General features: G+C 74.7%; 20 protein-coding genes. 9 read left to right on the top strand and 11 right to left on the bottom strand.

What is annotated here, in order from left to right; all coding sequences use genetic code 11:
* Window positions 1-121 precede the first annotated feature (121 nt).
* On the top strand, window positions 122-880 hold the full coding sequence (locus ACIQ9P_RS34815) for a maleylpyruvate isomerase family mycothiol-dependent enzyme (RefSeq protein WP_402365407.1): 759 nt from the start codon (window positions 122-124) through the stop codon (window positions 878-880).
* A 30-nt stretch (window positions 881-910) separates the two neighbouring features.
* Here the strand turns inward: ACIQ9P_RS34815 and ACIQ9P_RS34810 are convergent, their stop codons facing one another.
* Both ACIQ9P_RS34810 and ACIQ9P_RS34805 read right to left on the bottom strand, forming a co-directional pair.
* Window positions 911-1,684 (bottom strand): enoyl-CoA hydratase family protein, encoded by a 774-nt coding sequence (locus ACIQ9P_RS34810; protein WP_402365406.1) that lies wholly within the window; start codon window positions 1,682-1,684, stop codon window positions 911-913.
* A 125-nt stretch (window positions 1,685-1,809) separates the two neighbouring features.
* Window positions 1,810-2,379 (bottom strand): Uma2 family endonuclease, encoded by a 570-nt coding sequence (locus ACIQ9P_RS34805; RefSeq protein WP_402365404.1) that lies wholly within the window; start codon window positions 2,377-2,379, stop codon window positions 1,810-1,812.
* A 108-nt stretch (window positions 2,380-2,487) separates the two neighbouring features.
* On the opposite strand from ACIQ9P_RS34805, the gene ACIQ9P_RS34800 reads away from it, so the two are divergent.
* Window positions 2,488-2,910: a RidA family protein gene (locus ACIQ9P_RS34800; RefSeq protein ID WP_402365402.1), complete on the top strand. Its 423-nt coding sequence runs from the start codon at window positions 2,488-2,490 to the stop codon at window positions 2,908-2,910.
* 53 nt (window positions 2,911-2,963) lie between these two features.
* Here ACIQ9P_RS34800 and ACIQ9P_RS34795 read toward each other — a convergent pair whose 3' ends face one another.
* Window positions 2,964-4,289 carry an MFS transporter gene (locus tag ACIQ9P_RS34795; RefSeq protein WP_402365400.1) on the bottom strand — a complete coding sequence of 442 codons (1,326 nt, stop codon included), beginning with the start codon at window positions 4,287-4,289 and terminating at the stop codon, window positions 2,964-2,966.
* Window positions 4,290-4,419: 130 nt separating this feature from the next.
* On the opposite strand from ACIQ9P_RS34795, the gene ACIQ9P_RS34790 reads away from it, so the two are divergent.
* Both ACIQ9P_RS34790 and ACIQ9P_RS34785 read left to right on the top strand, forming a co-directional pair.
* Window positions 4,420-5,412, top strand: coding sequence for an ArsR/SmtB family transcription factor (locus tag ACIQ9P_RS34790; protein ID WP_402365398.1), 993 nt, complete (start codon window positions 4,420-4,422; stop codon window positions 5,410-5,412).
* A gap of 293 nt (window positions 5,413-5,705) precedes the next feature.
* Window positions 5,706-8,018, top strand: coding sequence for a glycosyl hydrolase family 18 protein (locus tag ACIQ9P_RS34785; RefSeq protein WP_402365396.1), 2,313 nt, complete (start codon window positions 5,706-5,708; stop codon window positions 8,016-8,018).
* Window positions 8,019-8,102: 84 nt separating this feature from the next.
* Here the strand turns inward: ACIQ9P_RS34785 and ACIQ9P_RS34780 are convergent, their stop codons facing one another.
* Window positions 8,103-9,314, bottom strand: coding sequence for a geranylgeranyl reductase family protein (locus tag ACIQ9P_RS34780; RefSeq protein ID WP_402365533.1), 1,212 nt, complete (start codon window positions 9,312-9,314; stop codon window positions 8,103-8,105).
* Window positions 9,315-9,601: 287 nt separating this feature from the next.
* On the opposite strand from ACIQ9P_RS34780, the gene ACIQ9P_RS34775 reads away from it, so the two are divergent.
* Complete coding sequence (locus ACIQ9P_RS34775; RefSeq protein WP_402365394.1) at window positions 9,602-10,966, top strand: dipeptidase; 1,365 nt, start codon at window positions 9,602-9,604, stop codon at window positions 10,964-10,966.
* Between the two features lie 125 nt (window positions 10,967-11,091).
* On the opposite strand, the gene ACIQ9P_RS34770 is transcribed toward ACIQ9P_RS34775, so the two are convergent.
* Window positions 11,092-11,958 (bottom strand): DUF4184 family protein, encoded by an 867-nt coding sequence (locus ACIQ9P_RS34770; protein ID WP_402365392.1) that lies wholly within the window; start codon window positions 11,956-11,958, stop codon window positions 11,092-11,094.
* 221 nt (window positions 11,959-12,179) lie between these two features.
* Window positions 12,180-13,247, bottom strand: coding sequence for an NUDIX domain-containing protein (locus ACIQ9P_RS34765; RefSeq protein ID WP_402365390.1), 1,068 nt, complete (start codon window positions 13,245-13,247; stop codon window positions 12,180-12,182).
* Window positions 13,248-13,616: 369 nt separating this feature from the next.
* Between ACIQ9P_RS34765 and ACIQ9P_RS34760 the strand changes: the two genes are divergently transcribed.
* Window positions 13,617-14,612 (top strand): PfkB family carbohydrate kinase, encoded by a 996-nt coding sequence (locus tag ACIQ9P_RS34760; protein ID WP_402365388.1) that lies wholly within the window; start codon window positions 13,617-13,619, stop codon window positions 14,610-14,612.
* An 84-nt stretch (window positions 14,613-14,696) separates the two neighbouring features.
* On the opposite strand, the gene ACIQ9P_RS34755 is transcribed toward ACIQ9P_RS34760, so the two are convergent.
* The 5 genes from ACIQ9P_RS34755 to ACIQ9P_RS34735 all read right to left on the bottom strand — a co-directional run bounded on the left by ACIQ9P_RS34755 (window position 14,697) and on the right by ACIQ9P_RS34735 (window position 20,062).
* On the bottom strand, window positions 14,697-15,623 hold the full coding sequence (locus tag ACIQ9P_RS34755; protein WP_402365386.1) for a C40 family peptidase: 927 nt from the start codon (window positions 15,621-15,623) through the stop codon (window positions 14,697-14,699).
* Window positions 15,624-15,837: 214 nt separating this feature from the next.
* Window positions 15,838-17,262, bottom strand: coding sequence for an acyl-CoA synthetase (locus ACIQ9P_RS34750; RefSeq protein WP_402365384.1), 1,425 nt, complete (start codon window positions 17,260-17,262; stop codon window positions 15,838-15,840).
* Between the two features lie 222 nt (window positions 17,263-17,484).
* Entirely contained in the window at window positions 17,485-18,447 is a 963-nt protein-coding gene (locus tag ACIQ9P_RS34745; protein WP_402365382.1) for an electron transfer flavoprotein subunit alpha/FixB family protein, read from the bottom strand.
* Between the two features lie 45 nt (window positions 18,448-18,492).
* Entirely contained in the window at window positions 18,493-19,278 is a 786-nt protein-coding gene (locus ACIQ9P_RS34740) for an electron transfer flavoprotein subunit beta/FixA family protein (protein WP_402365381.1), read from the bottom strand.
* Between the two features lie 370 nt (window positions 19,279-19,648).
* Window positions 19,649-20,062: a thioredoxin family protein gene (locus tag ACIQ9P_RS34735; protein WP_402365379.1), complete on the bottom strand. Its 414-nt coding sequence runs from the start codon at window positions 20,060-20,062 to the stop codon at window positions 19,649-19,651.
* A gap of 221 nt (window positions 20,063-20,283) precedes the next feature.
* Here ACIQ9P_RS34735 and ACIQ9P_RS34730 point away from each other — a divergent pair, with 221 nt between their 5' ends.
* From ACIQ9P_RS34730 to ACIQ9P_RS34720, 3 genes are all read left to right on the top strand, one after another.
* On the top strand, window positions 20,284-20,709 hold the full coding sequence (locus ACIQ9P_RS34730) for a DUF4395 domain-containing protein (RefSeq protein WP_402365377.1): 426 nt from the start codon (window positions 20,284-20,286) through the stop codon (window positions 20,707-20,709).
* A 253-nt stretch (window positions 20,710-20,962) separates the two neighbouring features.
* Window positions 20,963-21,733: a lysophospholipid acyltransferase family protein gene (locus ACIQ9P_RS34725; RefSeq protein WP_402365375.1), complete on the top strand. Its 771-nt coding sequence runs from the start codon at window positions 20,963-20,965 to the stop codon at window positions 21,731-21,733.
* A 232-nt stretch (window positions 21,734-21,965) separates the two neighbouring features.
* Window positions 21,966-23,156 carry a hypothetical protein gene (locus ACIQ9P_RS34720; protein WP_402365373.1) on the top strand — a complete coding sequence of 397 codons (1,191 nt, stop codon included), beginning with the start codon at window positions 21,966-21,968 and terminating at the stop codon, window positions 23,154-23,156.
* Window positions 23,157-23,302: the final 146 nt, after the last annotated feature.

The raw sequence follows: 23,302 nt of genomic DNA, 5'->3' as shown, positions 1-23,302 counted from the left end.
CCACCCGGCGTCGAGGCGGCCAAGGTCACACGGGCCCGCCACCGGCCCGTTCCCCCGGATCCTTGTCGATCATTCATGGGAACACGTGTCCGAATGCCGCCGATGCTGCCAGACTCCGGTCATGGAGATCACCGCACACATCGAGGCCCTGCGCCACGAGGGCCACCTGCTCGCGGACGCCGCCGCCCGCACCGACCTCGGCACCCCCGTTCCGACCTGTCCCGACTGGCGACTGCGCGACCTCGTGCTGCACACCGGCCATGTGCACCGCTGGGCCGCCACTCACCTCCGGGACGGTCGGCCGACGCCGATGGACGAGGCCGACCAGCAGGCGATCTGGGCGGAGGAGCCGGACGACGCCGACCTGGTCGACTGGTTCCGCGCGGGCCACGGCGCACTGGTCGACACCCTTCTCGCCGCCCCGGCCGACCTGGACTGCTGGACCTTCCTGCCGACGGCCCCGAGCCCGCTCGCGTTCTGGGCCCGCCGACAGGCCCACGAGACGGCCGTGCACCGGATCGACGCCGACGCGGCCGCCGGGACCGAGGGACCGGCGACCGCGCCCGGGCTCGCGCTCGACGGCATCGACGAGCTGCTGAGCGGCTTCCTGTCGCGCGGCCGCGGCCGGCTCCGCAGCGAGCGGCCTCGCACCGTCCTGGTCAGCACGACCGACGGGCCCGGCCGCTGGCTGCTGACGATCAGCGACGAACCGCTGTCCGTCGAGCTCACCGAGGCCCCGGCCGACCTGACCCTCACCGGCCCGGCCCGGGACCTCTACCTGCTGCTCTGGAACCGGCTGCCCGCCGGGACCGGTCGGGTGGAGCGCTCCGGCGACGAGACCCTCCTCGACCTCTGGCGCGAGACCGCCACGATCGGCTGAGCCCACCGGTCGGCGCGGGAGGGCGGTGCCCTACCGCACCCAGCGGGCGGGCCGCTTCTCCAGGAACGACCGCATGCCCTCCTGCGCCTCCTCCGAGCCGAACAGCCGCGCCGACAGCTCGACCAGCTCGTCGGCGTCCCGCTCGAAGGAGCGCACCACCTCGGCGTTGGCGAGCCGCTTGGACTGCGCGAGGCCCTGCGGCGAACCCAGCCGCAGGGCGTCCAGCAGCTCCTCGAGCGCGACCGCGGCCGCCTCCGGCGCGTCGGCCGCCCGGGTCACCAGGCCGATCCGGGCGGCCTCGGCCGCGTCGAACACCTCACCGGTCAGGTAGTACCGGGAGGCCGCGCGCGGGTCCAGCTTGGGGCGCAGCGGCAGCGAGATCACGGCCGGCGCCAGACCGAGCCTGACCTCGGTGAACGCGAAGGTGGCGGCGGGTCCGGCGATCGCCAGATCCGCCGCGCCCACCAGTCCCAGCCCGCCGGCCCGGACGTGCCCGTCGATGACCGCGATCACCGGCTTGGCGCAGTCCACGATCGCCCGCTGGAGGTCGACCAGCCCGCGCGGCCCGACCGTCGGGTCGGCCCCGGTCGCCTCGGAGAGGTCCGCCCCGGCGCAGAACACCTTGCCCGCGTGCGTCAGCACCACCGCGCGCACCTCCGGATCGGCGGCCGCCCCGGCCAGTCCGGCGGTCAGCTCGGCCATCAGCCGACGGGAGAGCGCGTTGCGGTTGTGCGGCGAGTCGAGGGTCAGCGTGGTGACGGCGTCCTCGGTGGCGACCCGGACGAAGGGGGCTGCACTGGTCATCGGTTCGGTCCTGCTTTCCGGCTGAGGGTGGGTCGGAACGGGGCCGCGACCACGGGTGGGCGGCGGCGCCCGGACGACTCTGACATGCCCACCCTCCGCTCGGCCAGGCCCTCCGCCGTCAGCACTCAGAGCTCGGACGTGTCCAGGTCGAGGCCGAACGGCTCCGGCAGCCGGACCGGCGTCCCGAAGGGGTGTGGCCCGTCCTCGACCGCGTAGCCGAGCCGCGTCGGCCCGCTGAAGAGCGTGCAGGCACGGTGCTGCCGGTCGACCAGGAGGTAGAGCGGTGCCCCGTACTGGCCGTAGCGGCGGCGCTTCACCGTCCGATCGGTCTCCCCGCTCGAGGGCGAGGTGACCTCCACCACGAGCAGCGTCTGATCGGGAAGGAGCGCGCCCTCCGTCTTCACCGCCAGGTCCGCCGGGACCACCGCGAGATCGGGGATGAACCAGTTCTCCGAGCCCGGCAGATCGAGATTGCCGGCCCCGGAGACCAAGCCCAACGCGTCCAGGCTCGGCATCAGTTGCCGACGGACGACCTCGGCGGCGCTCTCGTGCGCCCAGGTCGGCGACATAGGAGTGATGACTCCCTCGATGATCTCGGCGCGGTCGCCCGCGACATGCTGGATCGCGTACTTCAGTGCCCGTTCGGGGTCCGTCACCGTGCTGTAGTCGCCGGGGAGTCGGGGTGCTGTGCTCACGAAGTGGTCTCCTTCCCTGACGGTCGTTCTCGTCACGCCGGGTGCGTGTCGAGAATACCCTCCGTGAAAGCCGTGGTGCGGTGATCCACTGTCGGCCACGATGGGCGCATGACCACGGAATCACAGCGCGGCGGCAGCGGCCTCACCCACATCACCGAGCCGCCCGGGGTCGCTCCCGGGACCGGTTACACCCAGGTGGTGACGGCCGCCGGGCGACTGGTGGCGGTGTCGGGGCAGGTGGCGTTCGACGAGGAGCGGCGGCTGGTCGGGGAGGGCGATCCCCGGGCGCAGGCGCGGCAGATCTTCGAGAACCTGCGGCGCTGCCTGGCGGCGGCCGGGGCGGACTTCTCGCACGTCGTCAAGCTGACGTACTTCCTGACCGACATCGCGCACCTGGCCGCCGTCCGGGAGGCGCGGGACGAGGCCCTCGGCGACCTGCCGCTCCCGGCCGGTTCGGCGATGCAGGTGGGGGCGCTGTTCCTGCCGGAGGTGCTGATCGAGATCGAGGCGTTCGCGGTCGTCCCGGAGTAGCCCGGGCCGCCCCGCCCCCCGGCACGTCACCCCGGCACATCACGCCGGGCACGTCACGCCGGGGCCGCGCCCCGCCGCCGGGCCCATCGGACGGCGGGGCCCATCGCGAGGCCGGCGCCGGCGAGCAGCGCGCCGAGGACGGCCCAGCCGACCAGGCCGTGGCCGATGACGGCGGTCGAGACGACGGCCGGGCCGATCATCAGCGCGGCGGACATGCCCGCGTTGAAGACGCCCTGGTAGGCGCCGTGCGCGCGCTCGTCGGCCAGGTCGTAGCTGAGTGCCCAGGTGCCGGCCTGGCTCAGGACCTCACCGCCCGCCTGGAGGGCCACACCGACCAGGACCACCAGTGCGGCGAGCGCGGCGGGCGCGCCGTGGGCGAGGCCGAGGACCAGGCAGGAGGCGGCCAGGACCAGCCCCGCGCGTCCGCACGCCCGGGCGGCGGCGACCGGGTGCTCGGTGCCCCGGGTCGCGGGGACCTGGAGCGCGATGACCAGCACGGTGTTGACGATCAGGGTGCCGGCCACGGTGATCCGGGGCGCGTCGGTCTGCTGGACGATCCACAGCGGGACGCCGACCTCCAGCATCGCGAACTGCAGGGCGAGCACCGACCCGAGCGCGGTCACCACCAGGAACGGCAGGTCCCGCAGCGCCGGGTTGCGCCGCCTGTCCCCGGCCGGACCCTCGGCCGCGCCCTCCGCCGCCACAGCCCGGTCCGCACGCGGCGCCGCGCCCGTGGCGGCCCCCGGCCACCCGGGCACCCGCAGCCGCCGGAACATCACCGCGACGGCCAGGTACGAGGCGGCGTCCGCCAGGATCGCCGTCAGATAGCCGGCCCGCGAGTCCACCTGGAGCGCGATCGCGCCGACCCCGGTGCCGAGGCACAGCCCGACGTTGGTCACCACCCGCAGGTAGGCCCGGCCCGCCACCCGCTTGTCCGCGGGCAGCACCTCCGCGTACAGGGCGTTGCGGACGGCGGCGGCGCCCCGGTCGGCGGCGGCGACGAGGCAGGCGAGCGCCACGAACGCCGGGTAGCCGTCCACCAGGGTGTACCCGGCGGTGCCGAGGCCGGTGAGGGCGACCAGCGCGACCAGGACCGGCCTGGCCCCCCAGCGGTCGGCGGCGCGCCCGGCGGGGACGCTGGCGAGCACCCCGCAGAGCCCGGCGGCGGTGAGCGCGAATCCGAGCCGGCCCGCGCTCAGACCGAGGAAGCGGGTGAAGAACAGCACGCCGACGGAGAGCGAGAGGCCGCTGCCGACGGTGTTGAGCAGGGTGATCCGGGCGAGCCGGCGCACCGTCGGGTCGGGGTGCAGGAGGCGCGACGCCCCGGACACGGGCGGGTGGGAGGTCGGCGCGGCGGTCGCCGCCGATGGGGTGGTCATGGTCACGATCACACCCCGGCGCCGCCGCTGGGCAGTATTGATTTAGGCTGGCGCCAAAACCGGAGGCGCACCCGCGGCCCGCCCCGGGCGACGGGACGGCCGAAGGACACGGAGGACGGGGAGGACGCGCGTGCACCGGTTCAAGCTCGGCCTGGCCGACCTCGCCACCACCTGGTTCGCCTGCTCCCCCCTCCAGGAGGCCGCGCTCAGCCTGCGGATGTGGACCCACCCCGGGTACTACCACTTCCAGTCCGCCGCCTTCGACCGGCTGCGCCCCTCCTTCGCCCGGCTGGACTCCGCGCTGCTGCTCTCCCTGGTCGGCGCGAACCGCTGGATCCCGGACTTCCTGACGCCCCGGCCGACCACGCCGTGGCCCGACTTCCGGACCGAGCTGGCCGCCGTCCGGGCACTGCCGCCCGAGCAGCTGCGGCCCGAACTGGAGCAGACCTTCCTCCCGCACCACCAGCCGCTGCCGCCGCTGCTCGCGGCGGGCCTGGACGACCCGGCCCGGCTGCTGGCGCGGATCGCCGACGCGCTGGAGGAGTACTGGGAGGGCTGCCTGGCGCCGGGCTGGTGGCCGCAGGCGAGGGCGGTGCTGGAGTCGGACCTGGTCTACCGCTCCCGGGTGCTGGCCCAGCAGGGCGCGGCGGCGCTGTTCGCCGACCTGGACCACCGGCTGCGCTGGACGGACGGGGTGCTGGAGGTGAACCGCCGCTGGAAGGAGTGGGACGGCGAGATCACGGTGGACGGGCGCGGGCTGGTGCTGGTGCCGACCTTCTTCGCCCGGGGCGCGGTCACGATGATCAGCAACGACCGGGCGCCGCAGATCAGTTACCCGGCCCGGGGGCAGGCGGGAATGGCCGCCGCGCCGTCGCCGGTGACCTCGCGCGCGCTGGGGGAGCTGCTCGGCGTTCCGAAGGCGCGGCTGCTGGCCCTGCTGGAGGAGCCGGCCAGCACCACCGACCTCGCCTACCGGCTGGGGGTGACGCCGGGCACGGTCAGCCAGCACCTGGCGGTGCTGCACCGGACCGGGCTGTTGACCCGGGCGCGGCACGGCCGTTCGGTGCTCTACGGGCGCAGCCCGCTCGGCGACGAGCTGTCCGGCCACCCGCGCCGCGGCTGACGACCCGCACCGCCGAGGCCGACGACCCGCCGCGACCGACGACCCGCCGAGGCCGGGCCGCTCCGCGGTCGGTGACCGGCCGCGACCAGCGCCGTCAACTCACCAGTGGTACAGACCTGTTGACGCATTGGTCCAGTCCTCCTACAGTGCCTCCAGGCTGCGTCCCCCCACGACGCGGACTCCGGTCGACCACGCACCGCCCCCACCTGCCGACCGGGCACCACCGGGCTCCACCAGCTCCATCCGTACGGTTCTGCGTCACCCTGTCCAACCCCACAGTCACAGGGAGAACCATGTCCGTCCGATCACGCGCGCGCCGGGACCAGGCGCGGCGCACCCGCCGCAGACTGCTGGCGCTGCTCTCCGTCCTGCTCCTCCCGATCGCCGCGATCACCACCCTGGCGACCCCCGCCAACGCGGCCGGCAAGCTCACCGCCGCCTTCACCACCGAGAACAACGGCTCCTGGTGGAAGGGCACGTACATCGTCCGCAACGACAACGCCGCCGCCGTCAACGGCTGGACCCTGGAGTTCGACCTCCCGGCCGGCGTCACCATCCAGAACAGCTACAACGGGACCGCGACGGTCAGCGGCCGCCATGTCACCGCCGTCGCCGCGTTCTACAACGCCAACGTCCCCGCGGGGAGGACCACCGAGCCCTACAGCTTCTGGTTCGTCGCCAACGGCCCGGTCGGCACGCCCACCGGCTGCCGCATCAACGGTGACAAGTGCGACGGCAGTTCGGACGTGCTGCCGTCCGCGCCGGGTACCCCCGCGGTGACCGACGTGACGGCCCACACGCTCGCTCTGAAGTGGCCCGCCGCGACCGGCGGCGACTTCCCGGTGGCCTCCTACGACGTGCTGAACGGCGGCACCGTGGTCGGCGGGAGCACCACCACCGACGCCGTGGTCGGCAACCTCACCCCGGCGACCAGCTACACCCTGACCGTCCGCGCCAAGGACACCCGCGGCAACCTCGGCCCGGCGAGCGTGCCGGTCACCGCCTCCACCTTCGACCCGGCGACCGACCCGACACCGCCCACCGCGCCCACCAACCTCCGTACCACGGCGGTCGGTTCGAGCGACGTGACGCTCGCCTGGAACGCCGCGACGGACAACATGAAGGTCGCCGCGTACGACGTGTACCAGGACGGCGCCCTGGTCCGCACGGTCACCGGCTCCACCCTGACCGCCACCGTCGGCAGCCTCTCGCCGTCCACCTCCTACACCTTCACCGTCAAGGCCAGGGACGGCGCGGACAACGCCTCGCCCGCCACCGCGCCGCTGAAGGTCACCACCTCCGACCTGGTCGGCGCCGGAAAGTACGCCCGGGTGGGCTACTTCACCCAGTGGGGCATCTACGGCCGCCAGTACTTCGTCAAGAACCTCGACACCTCGGGCAGCGCGGCCAAGCTCGACGTCATCAACTACGCCTTCGAGAACATCGACCCGGTCAACCTGACCTGCATGGCGGGCGTCACCAAGGGCACCACCGCCGATCCGCAGGACCCGGACCAGGGCACCGGCGCGGGCGACGCCGACGCCGACTACGCCCGCCCGATGAGCGCCGCCCAGTCGATCGACGGCGTGGCGGACGACGGCTGGGGCAAACTTCGCGGCAACTTCAACCAGTTGAAGAAGCTCAAGGCGAAGTACCCGAACCTGAAGATCGTCGTCTCGCTGGGCGGCTGGACGTACTCCAAGTACTTCTCCGACGCGGCGGCCACCGACGCGTCCCGGCAGAAGCTCGTCAAGTCCTGCCTCGACGTGTGGATCAAGGGCAACCTGCCGGTCTACAACGGCGCGGGCGGCGACGGCGTCGCGGCCGGCATCTTCGACGGCATCGACCTCGACTGGGAGTGGCCCGGCTCGCCCGACGGCCACGCCGGCAACCACTACAGCGCCAACGACAAGGCCAACCTGACCCTGCTGCTGGCCGAGTTCCGCAAGCAGCTGGACGCGCTTGGCGGCTCGCACAAGCTGCTGACCGCCTTCACCCCGGCCGACCCGGTGAAGATCAACCAGGGCTGGGACCTCTCGAAGATCTTCAACTACCTCGACATCGCCAACGTCCAGGGCTACGACTTCCACGGTGCCGGCAGCGACAACTCCTGGGAGCCCAACCGCACCGGCCACCAGGGCAACCTCTACCAGGACGCCCAGGACCCGTACGCCACCCACTTCAGCGTCGACGCGGCGGTCAAGCCCTACCTCGACGCCGGGGTCAACCCGCGCAAGCTCACCATCGGTCTGGCCTTCTACGGCCGCGGCTGGCAGGGCGTCGCCGACGGCGGCGTCAAGGGCGAGTGGCAGAGCGCGACCGGCGCCGCACCCGGCCAGTTCGCCGAGGAGGCCGGCACCCGCGGGTACAACAACCTGATCACCACCTTCCCCAACCTCGCCGTGTACCACGACGAACAGTCGGTCGCCACGTACGGCTACACGGGCGCGGGCGGCCAGTGGTGGACCTTCGACGACGCCTGGTCGATCGGCAAGAAGACGGCCTACCTGAAATCGAAGGGCCTGCTCGGCGCGATGATCTGGGAGATGACCGGGGACACCCCGGGCGGCACCCTGATCACGGCGATCGACAACGGCCTCAAGTAGCACGCCGACGGGCTCGGAAGCACCACGAGTCCGCGCACGCCGGGTTCGGCGGGCGGTTACCCGCCCGCCGAACCCGGCGTCACCTCAGCGCGAGGCCAGGGCCGCCAGGCGGCGGGCCGAGCGGTACTGGCGGATCACCTGGGCGAAGGTGGTGTGCCCCTGGGTGGTGCGGGCGAAGGCCCGCCAGGCCGGGTCGATCAGGCAGACCGCCGCGTGGAACAGGTACGGGCGGCGCTCGAAGGCGGTCAGCATCTGCTTGCCGGCCCGCATCTCCACCCCCAGACCGGCCTTGATCGCGAAGGCGTAGTTCAGCGCCTCCCGCCGCACCTCCGCCGCCGTGCCGGCCTCGGCCACCTTGACCGCCCACTCCCCGGCCAGCCGGCCCGAGCGCAGCGCGTACGAGATGCCCTCCCGGGTCCACGGCTCCAGCAGCCCGGCCGCGTCACCGGCCACCAGCACCCGGCCGCGCGACAGCGGCGAGTCCTCGGCCCGGCAGCGGGTCAGGTGCCCGGACTCCACGCTCGGCCGGAACCCCGCGAGGCCCAGCCGCTGGATGTAGTCGGCCAGGTACTGCTTGGTCCGCTCGCCGTCCCCGCGGGCCGAGATCACGCCGACGGTGAGACTGCCGGACTCGGTCTTCGGGAACACCCAGCCGTAACTGCCGGGCAGCGGACCCCAGTCGAGGTGGATCCGGCCGGCCCAGGCCGCGGCCACCTCGGCCGGGACGGGGATCTCCGCCTCCAGCCCGAGGTCGATCTGGTCGAAGGAGACACCCACGTGCCGGCCGATCCGGCTCGCGCTGCCGTCCGCGCCGACCACCGCGCGCGCCTCGAAGCTGCGCCCGTCGGTGGCCGTGACCAGCGCGGTGCGGTGCTCGCCGCCGCGCTGCTCGACGCCGGTGACGGTCACTCCGGTGACCAGCACCGCGCCGGCCTGCTTGGCCGCCTGCACCAGGCGCAGGTCGAACTCGTCCCGGTTGACCAGGCCGAACAGCATCCGCTTGGAACGCCGGGTCCGGGTGAACCGGCCGCCGTACGCGAAGGTGACGGCGTGCACCCGGTCCTGGAGCGGCAGTCTGAAGTCCGGCGGCAGGCTGTCCCGGGACGGGCCGATGATGCCGCCGCCGCAGGTCTTGTACCGCGGGTGCTCGGCCTTGTCGAGCAGCAGCACGCGCCGGCCCTGGGCCGCGGCCGCGTACGCGGCGGAGGAGCCGGCCGGACCGGCGCCGACCACGACGACGTCCCAGACGCCGTCCAACGGGTCCGGCCGGTCCGGCCCGTCGGCCTCGGCGTCGATCGGGCTACGAGAATCGGGGCTTCCGGAGTCAGTCACGGGCAGCAATCCTATGCGGCCGCCCCCGCCGCCGTCGGCCGCACCGCACCGAACGCGCGACCGAATCGGAGTCGGACCTCCGTCGGACCGCCACCGCCGCGCCGCGCCGACCGGCCGACGCGGCCGGTGCCGGGCGCCGCTCCCGCCCGGGGCCGTCCGTTCGTGTCCGCCTATGATCGGCGCTACCCCTCGTCAACATCGTTCGCCCGGAACACCCCCCGGACGGACCACCCCTACCCGGAGCCCAGCCGATGCCGCACCAGCCCCTCGCCGACGCCGTCCGGTCCCTGATGGACCGCGCCCGCAGCGACCTCGCCGAACTCGTCGCCTTCCCCTCGGTCGCCGACCCGCGTCAGTTCCCGGTCGAGGAGTGCGAGAAGGCCGCCCGCTGGGTCGCCGACGCCTTCGCCGCCGAAGGTCTGACCGGTGTCCGCCTGCTCGACACCCCCGACGGCACCCAGTCCGTCTACGCCGAGCTGCCCGGCCCGGCCGGCGCCCCGACCGTCCTGCTCTACTCGCACTACGACGTCCAGCCCCCGCTGGCCGAGGACGAGTGGCTGAGCCCCGCCTTCGAGCTGACCGAGCGCGACGGCCGCTGGTACGGGCGCGGCGCCGCCGACTGCAAGGGCAACATCCTGATGCACCTGACGGCCCTTCGGGCGCTGCGCCGGGCGGACGGCGGCTACCCGGTCGGGCTCAAGATCATCGTCGAGGGCTCGGAGGAGCAGGGCACCGGCGGCCTGGAGCGGTACGCCGAGGCCCACCCCGAGCTGCTCGCCGCCGACGCCATCGTGATCGGCGACACCGGCAACTTCGCCGCCGGCCTGCCCACCGTCACCGCCTCGCTGCGCGGCATGACCGTGGTCGACGTCCAGGTCCGCACCCTCGCGGGCAACCTGCACTCCGGCGCGTTCGGCGGCGCCGCCCCGGACGCCCTCCAGGCCCTGGTCAAGGTGCTCGCCTCGCTGCACGACGAGCACGGCGACGTCGCCGTGGCCGGCCTGACCACCGACCAGACCTGGACCGGGGTGCAGTACCCGGACGAGCAGTTCCGCGCCGACGCCAAGGTGCTGGACGGGGTCGCGCTCACCGGCACCGGCACCGTGGCCGACCGGCTGTGGGCCCGTCCCTCGGTCACCGTCCTCGGCATCGACGCCCCGCCGGTGGTCGGCGCCACCTCATCCGTGCAGTCCGTCGCCAAGGCGTCGGTCAGCCTGCGCGTCCCGCCGGGCACCGACACCGGTGCCGCCCAGGAGGCGCTGGTCGCCCACCTGGAGGCCCAGGTGCCGTTCGGCGCGCGGATCACCGTCGAGCGCCAGGGCAACGGCTCGCCGTTCCTCGCCGACACCTCCGGCCCGGCCTACGAGGCGATGGGCAAGGCGATGGTCGAGGCGTTCGGCACCCCGATGGTCGCCTCCGGCGAGGGCGGCTCGATCCCGCTCTGCAACACGCTGCGCGCGCTCTACCCGCAGGCCGAGATCGTGCTGATCGGCGTCGAGGAGCCGACCACCCAGATCCACGCCGTCAACGAGAGCGTCGACCCGCTGGAGCTGGAGCGGATGGCCCTCACCGAGGCGCTCTTCCTGCGCCGCTACGCCGAGCTGCGCTCGGTCTGACCGCAGGTCCGCGGGCCGCGCCCTCCCTCGCGACGGCGCGGCCCGCGGCACGCCCGACCGGCCTTCCCCGCACGCCGGTTCCGTGCTGCCGCACGCCCGCGCGTCCCGGGTCCGCCGCGCCCCGGTCACACGCCCCGCACCACCCCGTTCCCTCCGTGCGCCGTCGGCCGCCACCCCGGCGCCGCCCGTACGCCCGACGCACCCGCCCTCCGGGCTGCGCCGCCGCGGACCCCCGCCACCGCGGCCCGGGCCAGTGCCCAGCCGACCGCGCCGACCGCGAGCCCCGCCCCCGCCCCGAAGCACAGCTCCCCCACCGGCCCGCGCCGCAACGGCACGAGCCGGTGCACCACCCCCGCCACCGTCGCCGCGCCCAGCACCGCCGCGCCCGCCCGCCGGGCCCGGCCGGACAGTTCGACGGCCGGCCGGACCGGCTCCGCCGACCGGGCCGCCCGCACCGCGTACCCCGCCACGGCGGCCAGCGCGGGCGCCGAGGTCCCGTACTGCAGCACCTCGCACAGCGGCGGCCCGCCCGCGACCGGCCGCCCCAGCACCGGGAACAGCCGGACCCCGGCCCGGCCCTGGTGGGTGAAGGCGTCCCAGCCGACGTGGCTCGCCGCCCCGACCGCCGCCGAGGCCGCGAACCAGGCGAGGTCCGGTCCGGTCGGCCGCCCCCGACCGGACCGGCGGACCGTCAGCGCCTCGGCCGCGCCGGACCACGGCGGCGGCAGCAACGCGACCAGCGGCCCGCGCACCAGCCCGTGCCAGCCCACCACCAGCCCGGCCGCGAGCGCCACGTCCACCGTCGGCACGCCCCACCAACGGTGCGTCACCCCGCCGTACCGGTAGACCCCGGGCAGCAGCGACTCGGCGAAGAACGGCAGATCGGGCGCCATCGAGCCGGCCACCAGCGCGGACGCGACCAGCGGCCCGCGCTCCCCCGCCACCCGGAGCAGGGGCAGGACGGCGGCCGGGTGACTCAGTGTGAACGGCATGGCCCCATCCTGCCGCCCCGGCCACGGCCTCCGCGCCCGCCCCGCGCGGACCGCCCCGGCTGGCGGGGCCCGGCGGGCCGACCCGCGGGACCGCGCTCCGGACAGGCCGAAGCGGCCGGCCCGGCCGAGGACGCCGGACCGACCGCTCCACCGCACCGGGCCACCGGGACCACGCCACCGGGACCGATCCGGCTCCGGCCCCGGGGCGAGCGCCGCCCCGCTCAGGCCGCGTCCGCCCTCGACGCCACCCCCACCCCCGCCCGCCGCCCGGCCTCCAGATAGCGCAGTTCCCCGCAGCGGCGGGCGTCCAGGGCCGCCGCGAGCCGCCGGTACCGCCCGGGCGGCAGCAGCCCGGACGCCTCCTCCAGGCTGACGAACCGCCAGCTCCGCAGCTCGTCCTGCTGGAGCAGCAGCCCCTGCCGGGCGGTGGCGTCCAGCAGGCCGCCGTCGTAGACCAGGCGCAGCCCGCCCCGGCGCGGGCCGGTGCGCGGTTCCCAGTCGACCGCGAGCAGCCGCAGCGCGGCCGGGTCCAGCCGGAGGCCGAGCTCCTCCGCGGTCTCCCGCAGCGCGGCGTCGGTCGGCGCCTCGCCGCGTTCGACCACCCCGCCCGGGAACTCCCAGTCCGGCTTGTAGACCGGGTCGACGAGCAGAACCCGGTCCTGCTCGTCGAAGAACAGGACGGCGGCGGCCACGGTGTCCCCGGTGGGGTCGGGGCTCTGCACGATCGGACAGCGGGCCGACCCGTCGCCCACCAGCTGGGCGAGTCTGGCGGCGGTCTCGCGCGGGGTGAGGCCCGAGGTGTCGACGAGCCGGGCGTCCCGGCGCAGCCAGCGGCGGGCGGCGAGGTAGCGGGGCACGTGTTCCAGGCACCACTGCCGGATCCGTTCGCTGCCCTCGGGGTCGCCGGGGACCTCCTGACGGCGGGCAATGCGCGCACGCAGGATCGTTTCTTCAGGGTCCAGGACGAGGTGGTGCACGGCGATGCCGTTGGAGGCCAGCGAACCGAAGATCTCGTCCCGGTAGTCCTCCCGCAGCAGCGTCATCGGGACCACCAGCGGCCCGGCTACCTCGCCGAGCAGCGCCGCCGCCGTCTCGGGGACGAGCCGGCGCCAGGCCGGCAGGTCCTGGAAGTCCGACACCGCCGCCATCCGGTCGGCCGGCAGCATCGACCGCAGCCCGAAGCCGATCAGCTCGGGATCGAACAGCATGCTGCCGGGCAGCAGCTCCACCAACTCGCGACAGGCGCTCGTCTTGCCCGCCCCGAACGTGCCATTGACCCAGACGATCACTAACGTCCCCTGTTTCTCGACCTCCCCCGGTGCCGTTCGCACCGGGCGGCGCCCCCGTCAGCCGAACCAGCGCCACCCGAGGTGGTACCCGCGCGGCGCCGGTCCCCATACCTCCACGTCGGCCCGGCTCATGGCGGTTCCCGGTTCCGTTTGACAGCGGCATGTGCCCAGGTCAGAGGGGCTGCCACAGGACCGGTACGACCCTCGCCGCGCCGGAGCGCGCACCCTCGGGCACCGGAGTCCGGCACCAGGGCGCGCGCCCCCTCCGCACCTCGTACGCCCCACCGTCCGTACACCCGGCCCTACCCGGAAGCCGCCGGGCCGGGTCCATGGCTTGCCCATCGGCGGCCGAACGCCTAGAGAGGAACGATGACCGTACCCAGCACGGCCGGCCGCGTCGTGGCCATCGGCTCCGTGAACATCGACCGCATCCTGCGCTGCCCCGTCCTCCCCGCCCCCGGGGAGACCGTCCTCGCGGAAGGCTCCGACCAGGGCTTCGGCGGCAAGGGCGCCAACCAGGCCGTGGCGGCGGCCGCCATGGGCGCGCCGACCCACCTGGTGGCCCGGGTCGGCGACGACGCCGAGGGCGGGGCGGCGTTGGCCGACCTCCGGGCGGCCGGAGTGGCGACCGACGCCGTGCGCGTCGACCCGGACGCGCCCACCGGGCTGGCCGTCGTCCTGGTCGACCCGGCCGGCGAGAACAGCATCGTGGTCGTCCCGGGTGCCAATGCCCGGCTCACCGGCGCCGAGGTCGCCCGGGCCCTCGCCGAGCTCGCCCTGACCTCCGCCGACACCGTGCTCACCAGTGCCGAGGTGCCCGAGGAGTGCGTCCGGGCGACGGCCTCCGCGCTGCCCGCCGGGCCGCGCTGGATCCACAACGCGGCGCCCGCGGGTACCCTCCCGGACTGGTCCGGGCCGGGGCTGCGCCGTCCGCTCCTGGTCGCCAACGCCGTCGAGGCCGCCCAGCTCACCGGCCGGTCCACCGATCCCGACGCGGACGGCGCGGGCGACGACACCGCCGCCACGGCCACCGCGCTGGCGGCGCTCGGCGACGGTGCGGTGATCACCCTGGGCGCGGCGGGCGCCCTGGTCGCCGCGGGCGGCGCGCTCCAGCACCTGCCCGCCCCCGCGGTGGCCGTCGTCGACACCACCGGCGCCGGCGACGTCTTCTGCGGAGCCCTCGCCGCCCGCCTGGCCCGGGGCGCGACGCTCCCCGAGGCGGCCGCCACCGCCGTCGCGGCCGGCGCCCTCGCCGTCACCGCCCTCGGCGCCCGCGGCGCCCTCCCCCGGCCGGCCGACCTCGCCACCTGGACCACGCCGGACCTCGCGAGCACGCCGGACCTCCCGAGCGCCCCGTCCTCCTGACCCGACGCCGAGCTCCGAACACCGAACGCGGACCGGCGCCCGGACCGCCAGGGTCCGGGCGCCGGCCGACGGCACGCGCACGCGTCAGGGCCGCCCCATGTGGGTCGGGTAGTAGCCGCTGCTGATCCCCGAGATCCGGATCAGCGTGCCGGGCCGGGCGGCCTCCACGTACTGGTTGTTGCCCAGGTAGATCGCCACGTGGTGGATGCCCCGGGCGGAGCCGTCGTCCGACCAGAACAGCAGGTCGCCGCGCCGCAACTGGGAGGCCGTCACCGGGGTGGTGGCCGCGTACTGGTCGTTGGCGACCCGGGGCAGCTCGATGTCGCCGCGCCGGAACGCCTGCTGGACGAGGCCCGAGCAGTCGTAGCCGTCCGGACCGTTGCCGGCCGTCCGGAACGGCTTGCCCAGCTGCGCCAGCGCGAACTGCACCGCCGCCTCGACGTCGCCGTCCGCCGCCGGGGCCGCCGCGTCGGCCGAGGAGCCCGCCCCCGTGGAGGCGCCGGAGGACGTCGAGGAGGCGGCGGACGTGTCCGACCCACCGGTCCGGGCGAGGTAGACGTCGTAGTGCGTGGTCCAGCGCCACTGGCCCTGACTGTTCTTGAACCAGTACCGCGACCCGTCCCAGCCCTGGGTGATTCCCCCGGAGGAGGTGGCCGTCGCCGTGCCGGACCCGGCCGAGGACGTGGACACGGCCGACCCGCCGATCCGGGCGAGGTAGACGTCGTAGTGCGTGGTCCAGCGCCACTGGCCCTGACTGTTCTTGAACCAGTACTTCGACCCGTCCCACCCGGCGTGGGCGGGCGCCGGCTCGGCCGCCGCCGTCCCCACCCCCGTGCCGAGGCCGATCACGCCGGCACCGGCCGCGATCACGGCCACCATGCCTATCCCCCGGCGGACCCGCGCGGCCCGGGAGGGGCGGGCGCCGCGCGCCGGCCGGGAGGAGCTGGCGGCAGTGGACTGCCCGGTCGCGTCGTCGGCGGCACCCGGTGCGCCGGTGTTGACGGTCGTCATGCTGCTGTCTTCCTTCGCTGATCGCGCCGATCACCCCGGTCGCGCTGAGGGCGATCGCTGAACGGTGAGCGCGGTGCGCGGGGCCCCTCGGACCCCGTCACGCCGCTCGTCACCGTAGGCACGCGTCCGGTCACCGCGCGCAGTGGAGTGCGCCAAAGGAAGGCTCACGGAAGGTGAGCGGCCGTCACCCGACGCGGCGCCGGGTGACCGCCCGTCACCCGTGTGCCGAGTCCGCCAGCAGTTGCTTCTTCAGCACCTTCCCCAGGGCGTTCCTGGGGAGTTCGGACACCAGCACCACCCGCCGCGGCCGCTTGTGGACCGAGAGCCGCGACGCCACGAAGTCCGTCAGCTGTTCACCCGTCACCGGACCGTCCGGCACGACGTAGGCCACGATCGCCTGGCCGAGGTCCGGGTCCGGCGCGCCGACCACGGCGGCGTCGGCCACGGCCGGGTGGTCGCGCAGGGCCGCCTCCACCTCACCGGCCCCGATCCGGTAGCCGCCGCTCTTGATCAGGTCGACCGAGGCCCTCCCCACGATCCGGTGGAAGCCGTCGGCGCCGATCACCGCGACGTCCCCGGTCCGGAACCAGCCGTCGGCGGTCCACGCCTCGGCGTCGGCGTCCGGCCGGTTCAGATAGCCGCGGAACAGGGTGGGCCCGGCCACCTGGAGTTCGCCGACGCTCTCCCCGTCGTGCGGGACGGGTCCGCCGTCCTCACCGACCAGCCGGGTGCGCACCCCGGCCACCGGCAGGCCGACGCTGCCGGGACGGCGCTCCCCGTCGGCGCGGGTGGAGACGGTGATCAGCGATTCGGTCATGCCGTAGCGCTCGATCGGGGCGTGGCCGGTCAGCGCGGCGAGCCGTTCGAAGACCGGGACGGGCAGCGGGGCGCTGCCGGAGACCAGCAGCCGGGCGGAGGCGAGCCGGGCGGCCGCCTCCTGATCCGCCGCCAGCCGGGACCAGACGGTCGGCACGCCGAAGTAGAGGCTGCCACCGGCGGCCGCGTACCCGGCGGGGGTCGGCCGGCCGGTGTGCACCAGCCGGCTGCCGGTCCGCAGCGCGCCGAGGACGCCGAGCACCAGTCCGTGCACGTGGAACAGCGGCAGACCGTGCACCAGCGTGTCCTCGGCGGTCCACTGCCAGGCGTCGGCGAGCGCGTCGAGGTCGGCGGCGACGGCGGCGCGGTCGATCACCGCTCCCTTGGGCGCGCCGGTGGTGCCGGAGGTGTAGAGCACGAAGGCGGTCGCCGCCGGGTCCGGCTCGGCGTGACCGGTGGCGGAGCTCTCCCGCAGGTCGACCGGCAGTCCGGTGACGCCGACGTCCTCCGGCAGGGTGTCCCCGGCGGCGTGCGCCAGCAGGGCGGCGCCGGAGTCGCGCAGGATGTGCGCGCGCTCCTTGGGCCCGGAGTCGGGGGGCAGCGGGACGACCGGGACCCCGGCGAGCAGGCCGCCGACGACCGCGACCACCGTCTCGGCGGTGGACCGGGCGAGCACCGCGAGGGCGGGGGCCCCGGCCACCCGGTCGGCGACGACCGTGGCCGCGCCGAGCAGCCGCTCGCGGGAGAGCCCCGGCCCGTCCGAGATCCGCAGTGCGTCGGCGGAGTCGCCGGAGCCGCCCCGAAGCGCCGTCAAAAGTGTCATGCGTCTGCCCTCGCCCCTGTCCGCGGTGGGCCGGATGCCCACGGTCCGCTGTGCGCCGGCCCGCGCGGTCCACCGGGTCCACGGGGCCCGCGGGTCCGCGACCGGCGCCGCCGACCGACTCTACGGGCCGGGGCCCGCCGTCCGTGGGCCAGGGCGAACGACGGCGCGGGGGCGCGCCCGGGAGTTCCCGGGCGCGCCCCCGCGCCGTCTCCTGCCGTTCGGTCAGCCCTTGCGGGCCTTCACCTCACCGGTGAGCTGCGGCAGGACCGCGAACAGGTCGCCGACCACGCCGTAGTCGACGAGCTCGAAGATCGGGGCCTCGGGGTCCTTGTTGACGGCCACGATGGTCTTCGAGGTCTGCATGCCGGCCCGGTGCTGGATCGCGCCCGAGATGCCCGCCGCGATGTAGAGCTGCGGGGAGACCTGCTTGCCGGTCTGGCCGACCTGGCTGCTGTGCGGGTACCAGCCGGCGTCGACGGCGGCGCGCGAGGCACCGACGGCCGCGCCCAGCGCGTCCGCGAGCTCCTCGACCACGCCGAAGCCCTCGGCGGCACCCACACCGCGGCCGCCGGAGACCACGATCGCGGCCTCGGTCAGCTCCGGACGGCCCGAGGACACCCGCGGGGTGCGCGAGACGATCTTGGCGGCGTTGCCGGTGAACGCGACGGTGACGTCCTCCACCGCGCCCGCGGCCGGGGCCGCCTCCGGCGCGACGGCGTTCGGCTTGACGGTGATGACCGGGGCGCCGTGCGACACCGTGGACTTCACCTGGAAGGACGCGGCGAACACCGACTGGGTGGCGACCGGGCCGTTGTCCCCGGCCTCCAGGTCGACGGCGTCGGTGATGAGGCCGGAGCCGATCCGCAGGGCGACGCGGGCGGCGACCTCCTTGCCCTCGCCGGAGGAGGTGACCAGCACCGCGCCCGCGTCGGCGGCCTCGGCGATCTGGGCCAGCGCGTCCACCTTCGGGACCACCAGCTGGTCGGCGAACTCCGCGCCGTCGGCGACGTACACCTTGACGGCGCCGTACTCGGCCGCCTTCGCGGCCAGCTCGGCCGCCTTGTCGCCGGCGCCGAGGACGACCGCCGACGGCTCGCCGATACGGCGGGCCAGGGTCAGCAGCTCCAGGGCCGGCTTGCGGACCACGCCGTCGGCGTGGTCCACGAGAACCAGGATCTCAGCCATGATTCATTGCTCCTGATCGATCGTTGGATGCGCGAACGGGTGGAACTAGATGAACTTCTGGTCGGCGAGGAAGCCCGCGAGCGCCTTGCCGCCCTCGCCCTCGTCCTTGACGACCGTGCCCGCGGTCCGCGCCGGACGCGCCGTCACCGACTCCACCGCCGTCCACGAACCCGCCAGACCGACCTCACCGGCCTCCACACCCAGGTCGTCCAGGTCCAGGGACTCCACCGGCTTCTTCTTCGCCGCCATGATCCCCTTGAACGACGGGTAACGCGCCTCGCCCGACTGGTCCGTCACCGACACCACCGCCGGCAGCGCCGCCTCCACCAGCTCCGTCGCCGAGTCACCGTCGCGACGGCCCTTCACCACGCCGCCCCCGACCGACACCTCCGACAGCAGCGTCAGCTGCGGCACACCCAGCCGCTCCGCCAGCAGCGCCGGCAGCACACCCATCGTGCCGTCCGTCGACGCCATACCACCGATCACCAGATCGAAACCGGTCCGCTCCAGCGCCTTCGCCAGCACCGCCGACGTCCCGATCACGTCCGAACCGTGGATGTCCTCGTCGTTCACGTGCACAGCCCGGTCCGCACCCATCGACAACGCCTTGCGCAGCGCGTCCTTCGCATCGTCCGGACCCACCGTCAGCACGGTCACCTCGGCACCCTCGTTCGCCTCCGCGATCCGCAGCGCCTGCTCCACCCCGTACTCGTCCAGCTCCGACAACAGACCGTCCACACCCTCCCGGTCGGTGGTGTGGTCGTCCGCGAAACGACGGTCACCCGTCGCATCCGGCACGTACTTCACACAGACAACGATCCTCAAGCTCACGGCCTGTCTCCTGTACTGGTCTCGTCCGGCGGCTGCGGCTGTGCAAACGGGCGCGAAACACGGCACGCACCCGCTCCCGGCAGCGTGCTCCCGTGCCGGTCCGGAACTTCCTGGCAGCATACCCGGCAGTATCCCGACGGTCACTACTCACCAGTAGCTTACGCCGCGCGGTCCCGGCCGGGCGCCTCCCGGACCCCCTCGGCAGCCCCGAGCGGGCCGTCGGCCCGGACGGACCGCGGGACGGCCGCACCGCCGTCGGAGCCATCCTGCCCCAGCCCGGACCCCGCTCCACTCCACGGGGGTGCCCCGGCACCCTCCGGGGCCACCGCAACGGCGGAACGCGCCGTTCCGCGCCAGGGCCCGGGACCGCTCAGACCGCCTCGCCCAGCGCCGCGATCACATCCGCCCGCCGGGGCTGCCCGGCAGCCCGACGGACCACCCGGCCACCCGCGTCCAGCACCAGCACCGTCGGCGTCCGCAGGATCTCCAGCCGCCGCACCAGCTCCAGCCGCTCCTCCGCGTCCAACTCCACGTGCACCACCCCGTCCACCATCCCCGCCACCTCCGCGAGCACCCGCCGGGTGGCCCGGCACGGCTGGCAGAAGGCCGTCGAGAACTGCACCAGCGTCGCCCGCTCGCCGAGCGGCACCCCCAGCTCGGCCGCCGACAGACCCACCGCCCCGTCCTTCGCCCGCACCCTCAGCCTCCCGTCACGCTCGGCCCGCAGCAGCCCGAACGCGCTCGCCAACGCGAGCACGACAACGCACACCACCAACCCGGTCATCCCCCCAGTCTGCGCCAGGCCCCCCGGGCCCCGGGAGCGGCCCCGGGAAAACGGTCGACCCCCGGCCCGCGGCCCGCGTACCATCGCCGGGTGGACTCCGACCGCCCCGCACAGCCGCTGCTGACCGCCCGCCGGGTGGTCGACCTGTGCCGTGCCACGGCCTCGCGCTGTCGCTGACGCTCCCAGCCGTCAGCCCGCCGCCGTCCCCTCCCGGAGTCCCCGTGCAGATCGATCCCCGCGGCCCGCGCTTCGCCGCCGCGCTCACCACCCTCGTCCTGATCGCCGTCCTGCTCACCGGCAGCGGAGTCCTGCTCGCCGCCCAGGCCCTCGTCTTCGCCCTCGGAGCCCTCGGCGGGCTGCGCCGCTCGCCCTACGGGTGGCTCTACCGCACGCTGGTCCGGCCCCGCCTGGCAGCGCCGGCCGAGACCGAGGACGAACGCCCGCCCAGGTTCGCCCAGGGCGTCGGCCTGGCCTTCGCCCTCGTCGGCTCGGTCGGCCTCCTCACCGGGGCCGCCTGGTTCGGCCTGCTCGCCACCGGGTTCGCGCTGGCCGCCGCCTTCCTCAATGCCGCCTTCGGCTACTGCCTGGGCTGCGAGACGTATCTGCTGCTCCGCCGCGCACAGGGCCGGACGGACCTCACCGCCTGACCGCGCCGATCACCGCCCCGGCGGGGAGCCCGGCCGGGGCGGAAAAGTTCCCGGCCGGGCCCATCACGTACGTCACACCTTCACATTCCGCCAGGCAGCACCCCTCAGGTGACAGCAGGCACCCCTTCGGGGGATCATCTCCGTGTATCGCCCGTGGCCGCCGCGGTGTGCCGTGCTCCCGGTCGGCCCCCTCGTACGGTCCTCGGGGACCCGCCGTACCGGGCCGGCAGGCCCGTCGAAGTCAGGACTGACCGTGGCAGAGCTCGTCTACCCGCCGGTGATCGGCGCCGCACTGACCGTCTTCCGCGCGCTCGACGTGCGCATCAAGATCGTCGGCGCCGAAAACATCCCCGCCGAGGGCGGGGCGGTGCTCGTGAGCAACCACATCAGCTACCTCGACTTCCTCTTCGCGGGCCTGGGCGCCTACCGCGGCGGCAAGCGCAAGACCCGCTTCATGGCCAAGGACGACGTGTTCAAGCACGGCGTCTCCGGCCCCCTGATGCGCGGCATGAAGCACATCCCGGTCGACCGGACCGACGGCCAGCCCGCCTACGAGGCCGCCGTCCGCGCCCTCCGGGCAGGCGAGGTCGTCGGTGTCTTCCCCGAGGCCACCATCAGCCGCTCGTTCACGCTGAAGAAGTTCAAGACCGGCGCCGCCCGGATGGCCGCCGACTCCGGCACCCCCCTGCTCCCGGTGATCCTCTGGGGCACCCAGCAGCTGTGGACCAAGGGCCGCCCGAAGACGCTCACCAAGCGGCACGTCCCGGTCACCATCATGATCGGCGAGCCGATCGTGCTGACGCCGGAGGACAAGCCGGTCATGGTCACCCGGCGCCTGCGCGCGGCGATGACGGAGATGCTCGACCGCGCCCAGCGCGAGTACCCCGGCAAGCCCTCCGGACCCGAGGACACCTGGTGGATGCCCGTCCACCTCGGCGGCACCGCTCCCACTCTGGAGGTCGCCGAGGCCGAGGACGAGGCGGAGGCCCTCGCCAAGGCCGAACGCCGGGCCGCCCGCGGCTGATCCGGGACGGCCGGTCCGCCCGTTCGCCGGTCCGCAGCCGCCCTGCCGTCGCGCCGCCGCTCCGTTGCTCTGCCGCCCTGCCGCACGAACGGGCGACTTTCCGTCGCCGAGCGGACGCGGACCGTCGCGTGTCGCCCGGCTCCGCACTCTCCGATCTGACAAAGTGACAGCTCCTTCGGGGGGCATCACGCCCGGACTCGCCGGGCGGATCGGAGACGGAGATGACACGCGGATGACCCGCACACGGCTCTCACGGACCACCCCCGCCACGGCCCGCACCCGCCCACACGCCGGTGCGGGCCTCCTGCTCGTCGGGGCCCTGCTCACCGGCTGCGGCGCCCAGCCCGGCGAGATCCCGCTCAGCGAGATCCGCGCCGAGTCGCCCAGCCCGACGCCCACCGTCGAAGCGGCCGTTGCCAACGGCGATGGCGCCGTCGTCGGGGCGGCCGCGGGCACCCCGACCGCCCCACCGGCCCACAACGGCCTCATCGCCGGCCGGGCCTTCCTCGACCAGAACCGTCTCACCAGCGCGATCTTCGCCGTCACCGCCGACGGCACGACCCGACAGCAACTCACCCAGCCCACCGACCTGACCCGGGACGACCACCCCACCTGGTCCCCCGACGGCACCGCGCTCGCCTTCGACCGCACCGGCGGCGACTCCCCCGGCCGCATCTGGACCACCGGCTCCGACGGCGGGAACGCCCGCCTGCTCGGCCCGCTCTGTGAGGCAGGCGCCCCGGACTGCGTCAACGAGACGGAGACCTCGCCGGCCTGGTCCCCCGACGGCAAGCTGATCGCCTTCACCCGCAGCTGGGGCAGCGCCGATCCGGCCTCGGAACAGATCCAGTACAGCGATCTCTTCGTCATCGCTCCCGACGGCACCGGTGCCCAGCGGCTGACCTTCCTCACCAACGACACCCCGTACTCCGGCGCCGTCACCGACCCCTCCTGGTCCCCCGACGGCAAACAGCTCGTCTTCTCCTACCGGACCAGCGCCACTGGCCAGCCCGCCAACGGCCGTTCCCTCTACATCGTCAACGCCGACGGCACCGGCCTGCGCCGGCTCACCCCGTGGGAGCTGAGGGCCGGCGAACGCGCCGACTGGTCCCCCGACGGCAGCCGGATCGTCTTCACCACCTACCCCGCCGGCTCCGACCACGCCCCCGGTGGCGGCATCTACACCGTCCACCCCGACGGCACAGCCGTCGAAGCACTCACCCCCGGTCCGTCCGACATCACCTACGGGGCCGCCTCCTACTCCCCCGACGGCACCGCGATCGCCTTCGACCAGGCCCCCGCCGGCGGCGCCTCCGAGCTCTACACGATGCGCGCCGACGGCTCGACCGTGACCCGCCTCGCCGGGGCTCCCGGCCATGGCGAAAGCAGCCCGAGCTGGGGCACCGCCCAACCGTCGAGCTGATTTCGCCGCATTCTGCGAAGGCGATGGCGGCAGAACGCGAAGAACCCCCGCCGGTTTCCCGACGGGGGTTCTTCACAATGATTGTTCGGCGGCGTCCTACTCTCCCACAGGGTCCCCCCTGCAGTACCATCGGCGCTGTGAGGCTT

Source organism: Kitasatospora sp. NPDC094019, from assembly GCF_044764505.1.
Lineage (GTDB): Bacteria > Actinomycetota > Actinomycetes > Streptomycetales > Streptomycetaceae > Kitasatospora.
The sequence above is the reverse complement of the archived record's forward strand: the minus strand, read 5'-3'. Positions and strand labels throughout refer to the sequence as shown.